Raw genomic sequence first — 18,640 nt, 5'->3', positions numbered from 1 at the left:
CTCAGAGGTTCCCGTCCGAGGGGTTCTGGGTCATCCTCAGCCGCCAGAGCGCGGGGAGAGGGTCTGTCGGAGTCTTCACGCGGTGATTGCCGCTGTAGGTGAGCAGGTAGTCCTCCAGTTCCAGGCTCCCGATCGCGTGGGGATGGGCGGGCGGGTCGAAGCGGTAGGCGCGGACCACGGGGACGGCGGCCTCGGGGTTCTCTGGTAGGGAGCTGAGCCCCTCCTGGCGGGCCTTGTGGAAGGCCTGGAGCTTCGTGTCGTGCTGCATGATCAACTCCAGGGGCTCGGGAGCTGCCGCGGCATGCACACGCACCTTGACGACCTCTGGGAGGCTGGAGGACGACTGCCACACGTGCAGCCCGGCTTCGCCCTCGAAGAAGGGCCGCACGCCCGGACCCACCATCTTGAGCGCGATGTGCACGGGATCCAGTGGGGACTGCTCGAGCGCGAGCAGATCCTGGTAGGAGTTCCCCGACAGCAGGGCGCCATCGGCGAGGCGAGCGGCAAAGGTCTCGAACGAGCCGCGTGCGCCGCGATAGGCCTCGCCGAGCCAGGAGGCGAGTGCCGAGCCGGTGGTCCCCTCCCGCTTCCATTGCCCCAGGGCGAGCAGTTCCATCGTGACGGTGTGCTGGTCCGGACGGGAGAGCGTCTGAAGGATGCGCCGCAGGAAGTAGACCTCCGCGAGCGCGTCCAGGATCTCCTCTCGGGAGACGGCCCGTACCGGCTCGAAGGCTCGCCGGTCGAAGAGCCGGATGCGCCCCGAGACGCCTTTCTCCTGGTCCGAGGGATGCTTCTCGACGCCGAAGCGGTCGACCTCGATCATCTCCCGCGCTTCCTCCTCGGGGGCTCGTGCGAGGGCCTCCAGCTGCCCCGAGAATCCCTCCAGGAGCAGCCTCATGGAGTCCAGCGTGTAGACGGACTCGGCATGTTCTCGTTCTCCCGCCTGCAGCCGGGTGAGGTGGAATCGGAGTTGCTCGGAGAGCGCGCCCAACTCCTCGCTCTGCCGGATGCGATGCACCTCTTCCCGCGCCTCGAGGATCTTCTCGCGCAGCTTCGCCACCGGCAGCCCCAATAGGGGCTCGAGCGCGAAGCCCACCGTTTCCGGCTCGCGGGGCACGAGCGCATCGGCCTGCACCTCGAAGCGCCCGTCCCGGGTGAAGAGCTGAAACAGCCGCATCTGCGACTGAGGCCCACGGATGATGGCCTCGGAGAGCACCTGCCCGACCTTCTCCTCCAGGTAGCGCTTGAGCGGCCGCGCGCCCAGGGCGGGATCGAAGGACTCCTCGACGATGCGCCGCTTCACCGCGTCATCCGCCGACACGAAGATGTTGCGCGCCGTCAACCCGCGCCTCGCCAGCAGCCGCGCGAGCTCCTTCTCCACCACCTTCTCTCCGGATTCTCGCGAGAGGGGAGAGAAGTGCACGATGCGGTCGATGCGGTTGAAGAGCTCGGGGGGGAAGAATTCGCGCACCGCGCGATCCGAGTCGAGCGCCACGGCGCGCGCATCCTGCTGGCCGATGCCCACCACGGCCTTCTGACGGGCGCCGAGGTTGCTCGTCATCACGATGACCGTGTGCGTGAAGTCGGCGGTCTCTCCCGAGGCGTCGGTGAGCCGGCCCTCGTCGAAGGTCTGTAGCAGCAGGTTGAGTAGCGCCGGATGCGCCTTCTCGATCTCATCGAGCAGCACGAGCGAGAAGGGCTGCTCGCGGATGAGGCGCGTCAGGCGGCCCTCCGGCTGCCATGCATTCCCCGTCAGCCGAGCGACGGCATCCGGGGTCTGGAACTCGGCCATGTCGAGCCGCACCATGCGCGACGCGTCTCCGTACAGATAGCTCGCGAGGGCTCGGGCCAGCTCCGTCTTGCCGGTCCCCGTGGGCCCGGTGAACAGGAAGACTCCATAGGGGCGCCGAGGGTCGGTGAGCCCCGAGTGGATGCGCACGATGAGATCGCGCGCGACGCCCACCGCCTCCGGCTGGCCCATCACCTTACGGGAGAGGGAGGCGTGGATCTCCTCGGGATCCAGCCGCTTGTTCGGGTGGAGCAGGAAGTCCGGGAGCCCCGTCCGGCGGGAGAGGTGCTCGAAGAGCAGGCCCGAGTCCACCTCTCGGTCTGCGCCGCCGTAGTCCACGGCCAGCTCGCGCAGCAGATCCAGCGCTTTGCCCGGCAGTGCCGCACCGGCGAAGAGCGAGCTGGCCTGTTCGAGCAGCGCCGGGAAGAGCGTGGGCTCCCAGGAGACAGAGTGCCGCAACTCAAGCTCGCGGCCCTCGTGCAGCAACATGCGCAGGGTCTCGTCGGTGGTGGTGGGGCGGACGTGGAGCTGGGTGAAGAGCGCGGCGAAGGAGGGCGCATCCGTTTCCAGCCGCTGGAGCTGCTCGGGCGTCATCGAGCCGACGAGGGTGATCTCTCCCCGGGACAGCGGGCCCTGGAAGAAGAGGGCGAGGTTGGCGTCACTGTCTCGCGAGCGGCCGATGCGGCCGAAGGCATGCAGGTCCTCGACGAAGAGGATGCGCCGCCCGCCACGCGAGTCCTCCAGGAGCGCCAGGCAGCGCTGCTCCCAGTCTCCGACGTAGCTCATGCCGGCGATGATGCGCTTGCCCGCGACGGCCCAGATCTCGGTGACCTTGTCCAGGTTGCGGTGGCTGCGGAAGTCCTCGGCTTCGAGCTGGTCGGCGGCGAAGTGCTTGAAGAGGGTCCGCTTGCCGGAGCCTGGTGGCCCCACGAGCAGCACTGGCGTGCGCCGCTCGCCCCCGAGCAGCAACTGGAGCTGCTCACGGTAGGGGCTGCGAGGCATGCCCGTGTCGAGCGTCTCCTCGGCGGCCTGGACGGTGAGGTTCGTGCCCAGGTTGTTGAGCACCTGGAGCCCTCCGGACTTCTTCTTCTTCTTGCCGCTCCGGTCGGTCAGCTCGAGATCGTCCCACGGGCCCTTCTTCTTGCCGAGCTCGTCGAGCAGCGACTTGGGCCGCACCACGAATGACACGGCCTGGAGGCTGTCCTTGCGCTGGGAGCGCATGGCTTCGAGCGTGTACGGCTCCAGCCGGGCCCAGGCGCGGGTGAAGAAGGCCTTGGCCTGGTCCTCGAGGCTGAGTTCGGGGTCGACGGGGAACCATTCCTCCTGGCGCGCGGGGTGGTAGGCGATGGTCAACGGCTCGGTGCGCGTGCGCATGCGCGGCTCGAGGATGAGCGGAAAGACGCCCGCCAGCTTTCGTGTCTCGGCGTCGGTGTGGACGCGCTTGAAGTCCAGTTCGAGCCGCACCCGCTCCAGGTGGATGCCGCGCGGCAACTGGAAGTAGCTCAGCTCGCGGACCGGGAGCTCGCCGATGACGCTGCGCAACTCATCCACGAGCTTGCGCTGTAGTTTGATCGCGTTCCTGCCCGTGCGGCTTCGGGTATACGGGCCGAGCGCGAGGGTGGTCCACTCGAGCCCCGAGGGCCCCCGGCTCTGGTAGATGGCGATGGTGAGGTTCATCGCTTTGCCTCCCGGACCTTGTCGAGTTCGAGGGAGAAGAGCTCTTCCCGGTCGAGTCCGCCGGAGCGTTCGGCCTGATCGATGTGTTCGAGCAGGATGAGCTCGAGATCCGGGAAGTAGCCCCGGGTGCCGAGTGTCATCCTCCGGGCGCCGTTGCACAGCTCGAGCTTTGCCTCGGGCAGATGGCTGCGGACCGGCGGCATGAGCCGCAGCTGCTTCAGCGGCAAGGCGACGGGGGGGATGATGAGAGCGAGCTCCTTCTCGGAGAGGCTGCTGCGCATGGCCACGGGTTTGATGGTGAGCAGGGGAGGGTTCTCACTCTCTCCTTCGCCCGTGAAGCGGTGCACCCCCGCCTCGAGCGCCAGGAACACCCCGGCGTTGGGCCCATGGATCGTCAGGAGCAGCTCGCGGAAGTTCCGCTCGGGGTTGCCCAGGGCCTTCTTCAGATCCTCGGCGCTGAGGGGTTCGCCCCATTTGCGCTTGCGATCGCTGGTCTTCATCGTCACGGAGGGACGGCCGTCGATGACCCAGCCGCGCCGGGGCGCTTCCAGGAGCAGCGGCAGGACCCAGTGCTCGAAGCCTCGGGGCTCACCGCACTCCTGGAGCACCAGCGCGATGTCATCCCGCCTGGACTGCATCGCGAGCAGCACCGCGGGCATGCTCCTTCGCAGCGCATCGAGCTGAGCGTTGGCTTCTTCCACGAAGGGCGTGACGTCCTGCTGCTCGAAGAGGGCCATCAGTGAGAGCTCCTCGGCGGCCACGAGCGCCGAGCGCAATTGCTGCACGTGTCTCCAGAGTCCATCGAGCCGGTGGTGCTCACCGCGGAGGTTCGCGAGCGTGAGGGAACCCGGGCCGCGTTCGTCCCGCTCGCTCTGGGAGAGCTGGGCCACGAGGAAGCCGATGTGCTCTTCGATCTGCACCACCGCATCGAGCCGGAAGAGGGTGTCGACGGCCCTGCGTTCCGCCTGGACTTCGCGGACCAGGTACAGCTGGTTGCGAGTCGCCTTCGGGCTGCCCTTCTGGAGTTCGACCGCGAGCGCTCCATCGCGCAAGGTGACGTCCACGCGTCCACCCTGGAGCTCCGGTCCCGCGGCGGAGAGCGCCCGGGCCACGGGGACGACGAGCTGCTGGTCCAGGTGCCTGCGCATGGCCCGTGCGCCATAGGCCTCCTGGTAGCCGGAGGAGGCGAGGGCGGCGGTTGCCTCGGGAGGCAGGTCGAGCGTGATGCCGCGCTGGATGATGCCGCGCCGCTGCCGCAGCTTCTCCACGCCGAGCCGCGCCACCTCCGCCACCTGCTCGGAGGTGAGCGAGTGGAAGGGGATGATCTGATCGATGCGGTTGACGAGCTCGGGCCGGAAGTGCCGGTGGACCTCGCGCAGGTAGTGGGTGGTGTCATCGGCGGCCGACGTGCCGATGCCAATGGGGCTGCGGCGGTGGGCGGCCCCCAGGTTGCTGGTCATGATGATGAGGGCGTTGTGGAACCAGGCGGTGTGGCCGCGGGCATCGGTGAGCCGTCCCTCGCCGCAGACCTGGAGGAGCAGATCGAAGACCGCGGGGTGGGCCTTTTCGATCTCGTCGAGCAGGAGGACGCAGAAGGGCTGCTGGCGGACGCGCCGCGTGAGCAGGCCTTCCCCCTGCTCGTTGCCACGGATGAGGCGGTCGGCGGCCCAGGCATCCATGAACTCGCTCATGTCGAAGCGGAACAGACGCTCGGGCGAGCCGAAGAGGAACGTAGCGAGCAGCCGCGCCAGCTCCGTCTTGCCGACGCCCGTGGGGCCGACGAAGAGGAAGGTGGCGAGCGGCTTGCCTTGGGGTTGCAGGCCTGCCTTGACCATGCACAGCGTTTCCGCCACGCGGCGTACGGCCAATTCCTGGCCGATGAGCTGGCGGCGGAAGTACGCCTCCACATCTCCGGCGAGGAGCGAGCGATCCTCTCGCAGCAGGAACTCGGGCACGCCCGTCTTGAGGCTGAAGAGCGAGTAGACCCGCTCCCGGGTGAGCACGGGCGTCTGGCCGTCGCCGGTACGCTCCTGTTGGACGCCCGCGCGCATCTCTTCATAGAGGCGCAGGGCTTTGCCGGGCAGGGCGCGGCTGGGAAGGTAGCGCTCGGCCAGCTCCACGAGCGGCACGACGGCATTGTCAGCCAGGGTCGGCCGTGAAGGCTCTGCCTGCCGCTGCCAGGCCACCCGTGCTCGCAGGGCATCGCAGGTGGTTTTGGATCCGAGCGGCTCGATGCGCACCCGGCTGAGGGCGGCGAAGAGCGCGGGGTGACGGCTCTCGAGCAGGTCGAGCGACTCGGGCGCCAACTCGCCCAGGAATCGGACCTTTCCCTCCTCCAGGAAGGGCTTCATCGCGCTGGGCAGATCGATGGACTCCGTGGAGTGCTGAGCGAGCAGCTCACCGAGGTTCTCGAAGTAGAGCACGGCATCCAGGTCCTGCGCGGCACGCATCACCCGGAGGACGCGCTCCTGCCACTGCCCGAAGCCGGACATGCCAGCGATGAGCCGCGAGCCGCTCGTCGCATACACGCGACGCTCGCGGCCTGCCTTTCGCTCCGCGCGCAGCCATGCGTAGAGAATCTCCGTCTTGCCCGCGAGTTCCGGGCCGACGAGCAGCACGCCTTGCCGTTTCTCCCCCCCGAGCAGGTTCGTCAGGAGTGCCAGCTCGGTGTCCCGGCCGACGAGCGGGGGGCCACGCTTGGACTCCTCCCGTTCATGCATCAGCGTGGAGACGGAGGAGAGGACCTCGTGCGCCTGATCTCGCACGAGCTTCTCCTGATGCTTCTTCCGGGCCTGGCGGGCCTTCTCGCTGAAAGCGTCCTGGCGGCGGAGCTTGAGCTGCACGGTCTGGAGCGTCGCCGACTTTGGAGGGAGCAGCCGCAGGTACTCGTGGGAGGTCGGCGCGCGGGCGGCCAGGAGCCGTTCCACGTCCGTGCGGACGGCTTCGAGGACGTCCTGGTTGCGGCCGACGTAGACGGTGTGATCGAGCGCCGGGACGAAGGCCCAGGTCTCCTGGGGGAGCGGGACGACGAGGGTGGCCAATTCGAGGGTGGAGGGCTTGAAGAGGCGCTTGGGCAGGTCTGCCCGAGGCGCCAGCACCTCGATCATCTCGATCCGGACCTTGTCGGGCAGGGCGAAGCGGGCGAGGACCTCCGGCGCCGCGCGAGAGAGGTACTCCTCGAGGAAGAGCCGCTGCTCGGCCAGGCAGGCCTCTTGGGTGGGAGCGTGACTCGTCAGGGCGGGTGCGGCGACGGGAAACGCCTGATGGTTTCCGTTCCAGAGCTGCTGACAGAGGAGCGGAGTGGCGAAGTCCAGGGTCCCGGTGGCGTCAGAGGAGGCCATGTGGCTGGCATCCTATGCTGGACTCTTCCCTCCGTCCCAGGTCACGAGGGCAGGCCGAGAGCGGCGCAGGCGGACTCGATCGCGCCCGCCTTGATCTGCTCGATGGGCAGGTCCGGGAACTCGACGGTGCAGTCGGAGAGGCCGCCCACCGCGACGACGGCACGGATCCGCCGGGCGAGCGACGGCTTGGGTCCCAGCAGCAGCGCCATCAGACGGTGCCTCCACTTGAGGACACGCTCGGTCAGATTCAGGGTGCTCAGGGTGCTCGGGTTGTGCAGCACCATGAGCATGATGTCGCGGTGCTGGTAGAGCAGGTCGAAGTAGTCGCTGAGGAGCACGCGCGGGTCGTGGTGCTTGACCGCCTCGCGCGAGATGAGGACCTCCTCCATATGGTCGAGCATGGGCTGGACGATGCTTGTGACCAGCGCCTCTCGAGAGTCGAAGTGGTAGTAGAGCGCGGGCTTGGTGATGCCCAGTCGCTCCGCGATATCGCTGAGGCTGGTCTGCTGGACGCCCCGCTGTGCGAACAGCTCGCGAGCAGCCGCTTGAATCCTCGCCTTGGTGTCGGAGTTCCGCGTTTTTGGCACGCCCCCAAGATAATCGTTGACTGACCGTTCAGTAAGGCTTGCCAGAATCCGGTCAGTTTGTTTACTTACCAGTAAGTAAGGAGACACCATGCGGATCCTCATTTCCGGAGCCAGCGTCGCTGGCCCAGTCCTCGCCTACTGGCTTGCGCGCTACGGTTTTCAGCCCACGGTGGTCGAGCGGTCCCCCACGCTGAGAAAGACGGGCGGCCATGCGGTCGATCTGTTCCGGCCGGCCATGGAGATCGTCGAGCGGATGGGGCTGCTCTCGAAGTTGGAGGCGAAGAAGACCGGTACCGATCGGCTGACGCTGCTGCGCGAGGGGGTCGATCGGCCCATCGAGGTGGATGTGGCCCGGCTGGTGACGGCGGTGTCCGACCGCCACGTGGAGATCATGCGTGACGATCTGGCGGAGCTCTTCCATGACGCAACGCGCGACTCGGTCGAGTACGTGTTCGGTGACTCGATTGCCGCGCTCGCGGAAGACGCGGGGGGCATCGACGTCACGTTCGAGCGCGGCGCACCTCGCCGGTTCGATCTCGTGATTGGCGCCGATGGCCTGCACTCGAACGTGCGCCGTCTGGTCTTCGGCGACGAGCGCCGCTTCGCGCACTGGATCGGTGCGTACCTGGCGGTGATGACCCTGCCCAACTACCTTGGGCTGAAGGACCGGTCGATCACCTTGGGGGATGTCGGGCGCCTGGTCGTGTTCTACAGCGGTCAGCACATGGATGACGCGCGGGCGTTGTTCATGTTCCGGACGCCGCGGGAGCTCGATATCCACTACCGCGATGTCGCACGGCAGAAGGGGGTGCTGCGCGAGGCGTTCGCCGGCCTTGGCTGGGAAGTGCCGCGTCTGCTCGAGGAGCTCGATCGGACACCGGCATTCTACTTCGACTCGATCACCCAACTGCGCATGGACACGTGGTCGCGGGGCCGTGTGACCCTCGCCGGGGATGCTGGCTACTCACCGGGGCCGGCCGTGGGGGGGAGCACCAGCCTCGCCATCGTGGGGGCCTACGTGCTCGCGGGCGAGCTGGCCGCGGCTGGCGGCGACCACGTGCGTGGCTTCCAGGCCTACGAGCGCGAGCTTGGCGACTACGTCCGCCGCAGCCGGACCTTCGCGCTCCATACAGCAAAGAACCTCGTGTCCAGCAGCCGCTTTCAGTTGTGGGCGCTTGTCCAGGCCGCAAGGCTGATCAGCCTTGCTCCCCCGCGAATGACGCGCGCGCTGTCTAAGCTCAGCAGCAAGGGGGTGCGCCTGCACGACTCGATCGCGCTCAAGGACTACGGGCACCAGGCGCGGGTCGCGGCGTAGTAGGGCTGAGCGAGCGTGTTGTCCATGGGGGACCGAGGACCCGGAGGCGTCGCACTGGTGACCCCAGACACCAGGTGGTGAATGCCGTCATCGTGCCGCGCCATGTCGGGCAGGGCAGGGGAGACAGGCTGATCCTGCCAAGTGCCCGATTTCCGGAGGAATGCAGCCCCTTTCCCACCTGCGCATGGCCCTGCCTACACATGGCCCGATTCCTGCTCATGTTCCTCCGCGTCTGCACCACCCTTCGCCCCTTACGGAGTCGGACATGTCCATCTCGGCCCTCAACCGCTCTGCCTTCGCCATTCCCTCCTCGAGCACCTCGAACGTTCAGCCAGCCGCTGTTCCGGCCCAGGGAGTGGAGGGCGCTTCGGCGTCGCGGTGTGGCAATGGTGGCGGCCTGCGGCAGCGGCTCATGGCCGACTCCTTCGAGCAGGGCCCGCGCAAGCTGGGTGATGCCCTGGGGGCGGGTGGCGCGGATCCGATGCAGCAGCTGTCGCAGGTGCTGGACAACCTCATGCAGGTGCTGAACAGCCTGGGTGCGCAGCTTCCGGGTGGCCAGGTCGGCGGCTCGGATGCTTCCGCCGGAGCGGTGGGCGGAGTGGGCGGCGCGGGCTCCGCGGCTCCCGTGGACCTTGGCGCTCCTGCAGACCTCGGCGCTCCCGTAGACCTCGGCGCTTCTGAGGATCTCGGTGCTCCTGCGGACCTTGGCGCTCCTGCGGATCTCGGCGCTCCTGCGGACCTCGCGGCTCCCGAGGTTTCGGCGGGGCAGGTGTCCAGCGAGGCCCCCAAGGCCGAGGGCTCGGCTGCGGCGGTGGGCACGTCCAGCAAGGCGGACAAGCCCACGTACCCCACCTACAACAGCGAGGCGGGTCCCGGGTTCGGCCCGCCGTCCGCTGGGTCCACCGAGCCGGCGCCGGCGAACGAGCCGTGGTTGGCCAAGAACAACGTGGGCACGCCCTACAACAGCAACATGCAGCTGATCGACGAGGGCCAGAAGAGCCAGTTCAAGTACACCAACACGTTCACGAACAAGACGGACAAGCCGCAGACCATCACTCTGTGGAACAAGACGGGTGAGAACGGGAACCCGAACGACGGGCAGAACTTCGACAAGAGCACGCCGAAGACGTTCACGCTGCAGCCCGGCCAGTCGCAGTTGGTGGCGTTCGACACGAACAGCAGCGTGGCGTGGGCTGTGTCGAAGGACGGCGCGGCGAGCCCGGGTGCGAACTCGGGGCAGACGTGGGGCGAGGCGACGTTCGGTAACTCCGCCACCGGCTGGAGCGGCTACGACACCAGCCAGATTGCTCCTGCGGGCCACAACGGCCGGATGTCCATCACCAACGAGGCCACGGGCAAGACGGTGACGGAGGCTGACGCCTGGCAGACGCCCCAGGACAACCCCGCGGGCCGCGACGTGGGCGTCCCCGCTGGCCCGCTGAACCTGGCCACGGTCCTCAGCTGATCAGTCGGCGGGCTCGACGGCAGGGCCCTTCAGACTCCCTTAAGATTTCGTCATCCGGGCGAAACGCCGAGGACATGCGTGTGCAGCACGGTATCCCTGGCCGCGTGTGAGCGCGGTGCCGGGAGATATCGAGCATGGAGCTGAAGCCTCGCCCCACCACCGATGAGGACATCCAGGTACTGCTGGTGGAGGACGATGAGCGGCTGGCCGCACTCACGGCCCGCTATCTCCACGAGCGCGGTCTGGCGGTCACTCTCGCCCATACCGGCCAGGAGGGGCTGGCCCAGGCCGGCCGCCACCGCTACGACATCATCCTGCTCGACCTGATGCTCCCGGGCCGGGATGGCATGGAAGTGTGTCACGCGCTGCGCACGCGCAGTGACGTCCCCATCATAATGGTCACCTCCCGTCGCGAGGAGACCGACCGGGTGCTCGGGCTGGAGTCCGGTGCGGATGACTACCTGCTCAAGCCCTACTCTCCGCGGGAGCTGCTCGCGCGCATCCGTGCCCAGGTACGCAGGGCTCGCGGCCAGATCGGGCCCAACACCCAGTTCCTCCAGGTGGGCCCGCTCCGGCTGGATCCGAGCAGCCTGACCGCCAGCGTGAATGGCAAGCCCTTCTCCCTGACGACCTACGAGTTCATGGTCCTGCGCGTCCTGGCGGAGCATGCCGGCCGCGTCCTGAGCCGCGAGCAGATCCTGGGGGCCATCAACACAAACGCGGAGGAGGTGTTTGATCGCTCCATCGACGTGCACGTCTTCCGCCTCAGGCAGAAGATGGAGGCGGATCCGCACAGCCCCCAACTGCTCAAGACGGTGCGCGGTGTGGGCTACATGCTCAGCCGGGGAGAGGATCCGTGAGGGGCTTCCGGTTGCCGGGCTCGTTGCTGGTGCGAGTCTACGGGGTCGGCATCGCCCAGATCGTCCTCGTTGCCTGGGTGTTGATTGCCGCCCGGGACTATGTGGCGGACATTCCCTCGCGCCAGAGCATGGGGCGGTACGCGGCCTTCCTGACCTCCGATTGGGCCCTGAACCTGGAGCAGCCCGAGGCACTCCAGGCGGAGCTGGATCGGGTGGGGCGGCAGTTCGACACCCAGGTGGTGATCCGTTCGGCGGATGGCCGGTTGCTGGCTGGCAATGTCTCTCCCGCGTTCGAACCCCTCGCTCCGGAGGCGCTCCAGCAGCTCTGGGGAGAGAGAGTCCTGGTGGAGGGAACGCCCCCGCGCATTTTCGTCGCCCTTCCGAACACAGGGCCCGCGCGGGCCTATGCCATCATGCTGTTGCCTCCGCCGCCGAGGCCCTCCATCAACGTCGCGCTGCTCACCTCCCTGGTGCTGGGTTGCATCGCCATCACCTCGCTGGCCTTCGCCCGCACGCTGGTCGTGCCGCTCCAGCAGTTGGCGAAGGTCGCGCGCACGTTCGGCGCGGGCTCGCTGGAAGTCCGCACGGGCCTGCATCGGCGAGACGAGCTGGGGCAGGTGGCCGAGGCCTTCGACGAGATGGCCGAGCGGCTCACCCAGTTGCTTCGCTCCCAGCGGGAGCTGCTCGCCAACATCTCCCACGAGCTGTACACCCCCCTGGCCCGGATCCGCGTTGCGCTGGAGTTGGCCGCCGAGGGAGATGGCTCTCAGGCGCACGAGTCGCTCGCCGGCATCGCCGCGGACCTCTCCGAGCTGGAGCGCCTGTTGGCGGATGTGCTCAGCGCGGCGCGGCTGGGGGACGCCGCTGGTTCGCTGCCCGGTGCGACGCCTCCCCTGCGCCGGGAGCGCGTGGAGGCCCGGGAGTTGATTGACCGAGCCGCGGCACGCTTCCGCGCCACCTGGCCCGGACACCCTTTGGAGTTGATCGTGGAGGCACCATTGCCCGCGCTGGAGGCGGACCCGGTGTTGCTGCGGCGTGCGCTGGACAACCTGCTGGACAATGCGGGCAAGTACTCCGAGCCCGGGACTTCCGTGCGGCTGGGCGCCGTCATGCGGGAGGAGGGACTCCAGCTCGAAGTCAAGGACGAGGGCATCGGCATCGACTCGCGTGACATGCCCCACCTCTTCACTCCCTTCTTCCGCGGCGATCGGAGCCGCACCCGGGCCACCGGGGGCGTGGGGTTGGGGCTCGCGCTGGCGCGCCGCATCGTCTCGGCGCACGGTGGGTCGCTCACGCTGGAGAGCCAGCGAGGCATAGGGACCCGGGTTCGCATCCAGCTGCCTGCCTCCAGGTCATCGGCGCAAATGCGCGCTTAATTCAGACTTCATCTCGGCTCTCTACAAAGCCTCTCGCACGAGGACGCTGCCCTCGCCGCGCCACGTGGTCCGTGGAGCTGCTGGCGGGCGTGCAGCCTCGAGCAGAGGCACGCGCTCGACGAGCGCCACCGAGGAGAGTACCTGATCATGAAGCATGTAAGGACCGCAGTGGTGTGTGCCGGGCTCTGGCTCGGTCTGGCTTGTGGCGGGACCGAGGAGGAGTGCCCGGAGGGGCAGCATTCCCACGGCGATGGCGAGTGTCACACCGACACGCCGGTGGATGGCACGCCCTCCGAGCCGTCTCAGGAGACGGGCTACTTCGCCACGCAGGTGCGTCCCCTCCTTGATGCGAAGTGCGTGAGCTGCCATGGACCCCAGGAGGCGTCTCTCGGCCTGGTGTTGGGGCCTGCCTCCAAGGTGTCCAGCGCGGACCTCATCGCCGGACTCGTCAACGTCCAGGCGAAGTCAGCGCCCATGGACCTGGTCGAGCCGGGCGAGCCGGCGCGGAGCTGGATCATCCACAAGGTGACCGGCGACTTCCAGGGGGTGACGTGCAACGGAAGCTGCGGCAACCGCATGCCCCCGACGGGCACCTCGCTGACAGCCGCGGAGATCGACGTGCTGCGCACGTGGATCACCAGTGGCGCGGATGCGAAATGAATGCGGCCAGTTTTCGGAAGCGCCGTCTGCCTTCGTGTAATCGCAAGCAATCCCGACTTAATCCAGACTTCATCTTGATCCCCTACAAGGCTTCTCTCCTGTCACGGAAAGCGAGTCACCATGAGCAGCAATACGAAGGCAGAGTCGCATCATCAAATCCTGACGCGCCGCAAGCTCCTCTATGGAATGGGAGTCACCGCGGCGGCCGTTCCACTCGTCAAGCTCCTGGCCGCTTGCGGTTCCAGCGATGACGGTACCCCGGGCATGGATGACATCGTCGATCCTGGCGCCTGGGCTATCGGCGGCACCCAGTCAATGACTGCCTTGAAGGACTACCCCAATCCTTTCGTTACGGGGCTGGGGGCTGTCTGTGCCGTGACATGCGAGACCATGCTGGGGCCGTGCTATGCGGTCACGCTGGAGCGCGAGGACATCTCCGAGGGAGAGAGCGGGCTGCCCGCGCGTCTGGCCTTCCTTATCGTGGACGAGGCGTGCAAGCCCATCCAGGGAGCCACCGTCGACATCTGGCACTGTGGCCCGGATGGCCTGTATTCGGGGGATGACTCCAGTGACGTGTGCACGTTTGGCGATGCGCGCGCTCGCGCGGCTCGCTGGTACCGCGGCGTGCAGACCACCGACAAGAACGGCCGCGTCAACTTCAACACCTGCTTCCCTGGCTGGTACCGCGGCCGCACCATCCACATCCACCTGACCGTTCGTCTCGCCAATCAGGAATATGTCACCACCCAGCTCATCTTCGACGACGCGCTGGCCAACGAGATCGTTGCTACCCAGCCGCTCTACGACACCCGCGGTCAGCGCGACACGACCAACTCCACCGATATCGTTGTCTCGCAGAGCGGCTCGGACCACGTCTTCGAGACCCGGCGCATGGCGGACGGTGCCCTGCTGGCCTGGAAAACCCTCGTCATCCGTTCCTCCCTCTCCACGCCCATCTGCCATCACGGCCTTGACGACGGCCTGCCGCCTCCCAATGGCGATGGCGGCATGGGTCCGCCTCCGGGCTGGGATGGCGGCATGCCCTGAGCCACTCGGAACCCCAGGCGATAGCGCATCGCACCCCTCGAGGAATCACCCATGAAACCTTACAGAACAACTGTCACCATCGCGGACCGGAGCACCTGGTACAGAAGGGCCACCCCTTTCGCGCTATGCGCGGTCATGGTCGCGGCTTCGTGCGCGGACTCCGATGACGAGACCCACGACCATGAGGAGAGTCATCCCTGCGATCAGCCTTATGCTCCCGATCCCCGGGACGCGACGATGAGCAGCGACTTCATTCGCCTCGTCACGAGTCAGGGCGACCCCAGTGATCCTTCGGACGATCAGTACGATCTGACGTTGCCTCAGGAGATGGTCGACTGGCTCTTCGAGCAGAACTGGGTTCAGGCGCACGGCGACTGGCACAACGTCCGGCGCATCGCCCAGGCCTGTGGACAGAACACCGCTCTGGAGAGTTGCCCGAGCGCCAAGGCCTTGGCCGAGCGTGGTTTGCAGCCCGCCGCGATCCAGCAGGACAAACCCGGGGATGGCTATGCATTCCTTGTGGCGCACCGCCACATGATCCGTGGTTTCAAGCAAGCCTTCCCCAAGCACGCCGAGCTTTTGCGTGGATTCGAGCACGTGCCGCTGACCCAGGAGGATCCCGAGAACCCGCTTCCCTGGGTCAAGATCCAATGGACCGATGATCAGCTCGCTTCGATCAAGCTTCTGCAAGACATCGAGAACAACCTCGAGCTCTTCGAGAGCGAAGATGATCTGGGGCAATGGATCCAGGACGGCACCCTGGGGGCGGGCGGGGGCGGTCCTCCTCCTGGCGGCTTCGACGGCGGCATTCCGGACGGAGGATTCCCCTTTCCGCTTCCCCTCCCTGGACCCGGCGACGGTGGCGTCAGTGATGGTGGGCGCCCTGCGGGAGGCATTCACAACGGATTGCATGGGCAATGGTCCGTGCCAGGCTCGCAGTACCTTCTGGCCAACAACAACGCCAACCTCCCCGTGGTGGCCTTCTGGCGGCTGCACACCTGGATCGACGACATGTGGGAGCGCTATCGCGTCGCGAAGGGCATCGGTGAGGAGGATGAGGCCTACAAAGCGGAGATGCAGGCTCAGTGCGAGGAGATGCACATGCTCGAGAAGGCGCCGAAGCCCAACGACGGCACGGCGGCGGTCGAGACTGGCGTGTTCGCGGAGAAGATCGCTCCGATCTTCAAGTCCTATTGCTCGGGTTGCCACGACATCGTGAGCCCGTCCAAGGGAGTGGTGCTCGCGGGCACGGCCGCGTCCACGATTCGTGTGGGCCTGGTGGGCGTGAAGGCCTCCGAGGTCGATATGAACCTGATCGATCCGGGCTCCCCCGCAACGAGCTGGCTCTATCGCAAGATCACCGGTGACATGAACGGCATCCAGTGCAGCGGGTGCACTTCGCCGATGCCTCCAGCGGGTGCTGGCCCCAAAGCCGAGGAGATCGAGACCCTCCGAGCTTGGATCGCGGCGGGCGCTGCGGCCGATTGAAGCGCCTGTCCTTATGGCTGCCGCTGTCCAAGGCAGTGGCCGTCTCCCAGCCCGGGAGCAAACCGGGCTGCGCAAGGCGGGTATTGCTGTGGCTGGGCTCAAGGGGCTCGGTGGAATGGGCCTGAGCGTGGGTGCATCACTCTACCCTCCCAGTCGGGCGGCGGCACCTTGAGGACGCCGATGCTCTCGTCGCGGACGCACAGCCACTCGCGGCTAGCGCAGCGCCGCGAGGGCTGCGCTGACCTTCGTCACTGTCACCGACACGGGCGTCGTCACCTCCGGAGCGAAGATGGCCACGCGGAGCTCCTCGAAGGCCCACCGCAGCTCCTGCGCCGCCTCCTGGTCACGCACGGTGGCGCGCTTGGCGAGGAAGGTCTCCCACAGGGGGGTGAAGGGCGCGGCCTTCCCTGTGTCCTTGCCGGGGTTTGCCACCGCACGCGACAGCCGTGCTTGGGCCGCGCGGAGGTAGCGCGGGTAGTTCAGCAGGCGCTCGAGGGGGAGCCACTCGATGAGGTTCGCGGGGAACAGGTGCCCGAGCTGCGAGCGGATGTCCCGCACGGCCGCCGCGCCGCTCGGCCCCTTGGATGCTGCCTTGAGTGCAGAGAGCGTCGCAGCGAGCTCCGAGGACGTGGCAACGACGGCGTCCGCCCAGTCCCGGGCCGCCTGCTCAATGAGCGGTGAGCCATCACGAACCAGCTCCTCGAAGGCCGCCTTCGTACGGGGCAGCGGCGCACCCGGTGCGAGCTTGAACGCATCGTCGACGCTGCGTGCGAGGAGGAGCGCCCGGAAGGCCTCGGCCTGGCCCCGCGCGGGCGGCGCGCCGTCCAGGGACGGGAAGGGCAACGGCATGCGCGCGGCGCTGACAGCCACGTGTCCGCGCGCGGCGAGCATCAGGAGCCGGCGGACCCCCGTGCGCGTGGCCGCGTCGGCGGCGGCGGAGGTCTCGAGAAGCACCAGGTCTACGGCAGCGCCCCGGTCGACGAGCGCGGGGTAGCTGCGGACCTCGAGCCCGCCGGCCCGCCGGGTGACCACGGAGGGCAGCTCGCCGAAGGTCCAGGCCGTCAGTCCCTTGCGCTCCCAGTCCGAAGTCGGTGCCACGCTGCGCAGCGCCGCCCGTGCACGTCCCCCGTACTGCTCGAGCAGCGCGTCGGCGTCGCGGCTCCGCGCGAGCTCCTTTCCCCGCTCGTCGAGCACCCGGAGCGTGATGCGCAGGTACGGCGCCACGGCATCCGCCCGGAGGGATTCCTCGGGCACGTCCACGCCGCACAGCTGGGACACCGCACGCACGAGCGCTGGAATCATCGACCCGCGGAAGGGCACAAGTTCCTTCTCGAGACGGTCGACCAGGTCCGGCACCGGCCCCAGCTGCTTGCGCTGGGCGCGGGGGACCTGCTCGAGCAGGGCGGTGAGTTTCTCCCGCTGCCACCCGGGGATGGTCCAGTCGAGCTCACCCGGGACCAGCTGTGCGAGCAGCAGCAGCGGCACGCTCAGGGTGATGCCGTCGTCCTCTGCCGAGGGGTCGAAGGTGTACGTCACCGGCACGGACGCGCCGTGCAAGGTGATGGCGTCTGGGTAGTGCGCCGGGGACAGGTCCGGGTCGTGCGAGAGGGCATCCTCCATCGAGAGGACGAGCACGTCGGGGTCGGCCGCCTCGGCCTTGCGGCGCCAAGCCTCGAAGCTCGCTCCGTCCGTCACGTCCGCCGGGAGGCGCTCGTCGAAGAACGTCAGCAGCGCCTCGCTGTCGAGCAGCTCGCTGCGCCGGGCCTTGTCCCGCAGGCGCGCCACGCGCTCGAGCACCTGGCGGTTCTTCTCCTGGAACGCCCCTCGGGTGCGGTACTCGCCGCGCGCCAGGGCATGATCGAGGAACATCAGCCGTGCCCGGGCGGGGTCCATGCTGGCCAGGGCCACGGGGCGCTCCTTGAAGACCTGAAGCCCGAAGAGGGTCGCGTTCTCCTTCACCACGGCGCGCGCGGACTTCTCCGACCAGTGCGGTTCGGAGTAGCTGCGCTTGAGCAGGTGGGGGGCCGCCGCCGCGAGCCACTCCGGGTCGAGCTTCGCCACGGTGCGCGCGAACAGCTGGGACGTCTCCACGAGCTCGAACGCCATCGCCCAGGCAGGGGGCTTTTTCGCGAGCGCCGACGAGGGGTGAACCATGAAGCGCGTCTGCTTCGCGCCCGTATAGTGGCGCTGCTCCGGATTCCACTGGCCGATGCGGGACAGGAGCCCGGTGAGGAGAGCCTGGTGCAGGGTGTCCCCGCGCGACGGGGCGCCCCGGCCCTTGCGCGGCAGGCGCAGCTCGCGGACGGTCTCCTCGAGCTGGCGCTGGACGTCCCGCCACTCGCGCACCCGCAGGAAGGACAGGAAGTTGTCCCGGCACACGCGCCGCAGATGGGACGTCCCCCGGCCCTCGGCCTCGCGCACGAACGCCCACAGCTTGAGGAGCCCCGTGAAGTCCGAGTGCTCGTCGCGGAAGCGCCGGTGCAACTCGTCCGCCTTTTGCGCGAGCTCCCGTGGCCGCTCGCGCGGGTCCTGCAGGTTGAGCGCCGCGGCGACGATGAGCACCTCGTCCAGGCACCCGTACTCGGCGCCGGCGAGAATCATCCGCGCGATGCGCGGATCCACCGGGAAGCGCGCGAGCTGGTACCCGAGCGGCGTCAAGGTGCGCTCCTTGCCCTCGATGGCCCCGAGCTCTTCGAGCACCCGCCAGCCCTCGGCGATGGCCCTCGGCTGGGGCGGATCGAGGAAGGGGAAGTCCTCGACGTCACCGAGGTCGAGGGACTTCATCCGCAGGATGACCCCCGCGAGCCCGGTGCGCTTGATTTCCGGGTCGGTGAAGGCGGACCGCGTGGTGAAGCTCGCCTCGTCGTAGAGGCGCACGCAAATCCCCTCGCGCACGCGGCCGCAGCGCCCTTTTCGCTGGTCGGCGCTGGCCTGGGAGACCGGCTCGATGTGCAGGCGTGTGGTGCCCGAGCGCGGGTCGTAGCGCGACAGGCGCGCTACTCCCGTATCCACGACGTACACGATCCCCGGGATGG

Annotated in this window: 11 protein-coding genes; 7 read left to right on the top strand and 4 right to left on the bottom strand. The window is 68.0% G+C overall.

Annotation, left to right across the window (positions count from 1 at the left end):
• Position 1: 1 nt before the first annotated feature.
• The 3 genes from KY501_RS28975 to KY501_RS28965 are packed head-to-tail and all read right to left on the bottom strand — an operon-like array spanning position 2 to position 7,394.
• Entirely contained in the window at positions 2-3,466 is a 3,465-nt protein-coding gene (locus tag KY501_RS28975; RefSeq protein WP_224366720.1) for an AAA family ATPase, read from the bottom strand.
• The gene (locus KY501_RS28970) at positions 3,463-6,807 is read right to left on the bottom strand and encodes an AAA family ATPase (protein ID WP_224366719.1); all 3,345 of its coding nucleotides are present in this window, start codon (positions 6,805-6,807) and stop codon (positions 3,463-3,465) included. Before KY501_RS28970 ends, KY501_RS28975 begins: the two co-directional genes overlap by 4 nt.
• A gap of 41 nt (positions 6,808-6,848) precedes the next feature.
• A complete protein-coding gene (locus KY501_RS28965; protein WP_224366718.1) occupies positions 6,849-7,394 on the bottom strand; it encodes a TetR/AcrR family transcriptional regulator in 546 nt (181 codons plus the stop codon).
• Positions 7,395-7,482: 88 nt separating this feature from the next.
• Here KY501_RS28965 and KY501_RS28960 point away from each other — a divergent pair, with 88 nt between their 5' ends.
• From KY501_RS28960 to KY501_RS28930, 7 genes are all read left to right on the top strand, one after another.
• Positions 7,483-8,709: an FAD-dependent monooxygenase gene (locus KY501_RS28960; RefSeq protein ID WP_224366717.1), complete on the top strand. Its 1,227-nt coding sequence runs from the start codon at positions 7,483-7,485 to the stop codon at positions 8,707-8,709.
• Between the two features lie 265 nt (positions 8,710-8,974).
• The gene (locus KY501_RS53700) at positions 8,975-10,174 is read left to right on the top strand and encodes a hypothetical protein (RefSeq protein ID WP_304608647.1); all 1,200 of its coding nucleotides are present in this window, start codon (positions 8,975-8,977) and stop codon (positions 10,172-10,174) included.
• A gap of 134 nt (positions 10,175-10,308) precedes the next feature.
• A complete protein-coding gene (locus KY501_RS28950) occupies positions 10,309-11,034 on the top strand; it encodes a response regulator transcription factor (RefSeq protein WP_224366716.1) in 726 nt (241 codons plus the stop codon).
• Positions 11,031-12,410 (top strand): HAMP domain-containing sensor histidine kinase, encoded by a 1,380-nt coding sequence (locus KY501_RS28945; protein WP_224366715.1) that lies wholly within the window; start codon positions 11,031-11,033, stop codon positions 12,408-12,410. Before KY501_RS28950 ends, KY501_RS28945 begins: the two co-directional genes overlap by 4 nt.
• 147 nt (positions 12,411-12,557) lie before the next feature.
• Positions 12,558-13,070 (top strand): hypothetical protein, encoded by a 513-nt coding sequence (locus tag KY501_RS28940; protein WP_224366714.1) that lies wholly within the window; start codon positions 12,558-12,560, stop codon positions 13,068-13,070.
• 120 nt (positions 13,071-13,190) lie between these two features.
• Positions 13,191-14,117: a dioxygenase family protein gene (locus KY501_RS28935; protein WP_224366713.1), complete on the top strand. Its 927-nt coding sequence runs from the start codon at positions 13,191-13,193 to the stop codon at positions 14,115-14,117.
• A 51-nt stretch (positions 14,118-14,168) separates the two neighbouring features.
• Positions 14,169-15,605: a hypothetical protein gene (locus KY501_RS28930; RefSeq protein WP_224366712.1), complete on the top strand. Its 1,437-nt coding sequence runs from the start codon at positions 14,169-14,171 to the stop codon at positions 15,603-15,605.
• 213 nt (positions 15,606-15,818) lie between these two features.
• Here KY501_RS28930 and hrpA read toward each other — a convergent pair.
• Positions 15,819-18,640 (bottom strand): ATP-dependent RNA helicase HrpA (hrpA, locus tag KY501_RS28925; protein WP_224366711.1); only part of this gene is annotated, 2,822 nt, incomplete at its 5' end.

The sequence above is a fragment of the Hyalangium versicolor genome, from assembly GCF_020103695.1.
Classification (GTDB): Bacteria; Myxococcota; Myxococcia; order Myxococcales; family Myxococcaceae; genus Hyalangium; species Hyalangium versicolor.
This window is presented reverse-complemented; position numbering and strand designations above follow the sequence as displayed.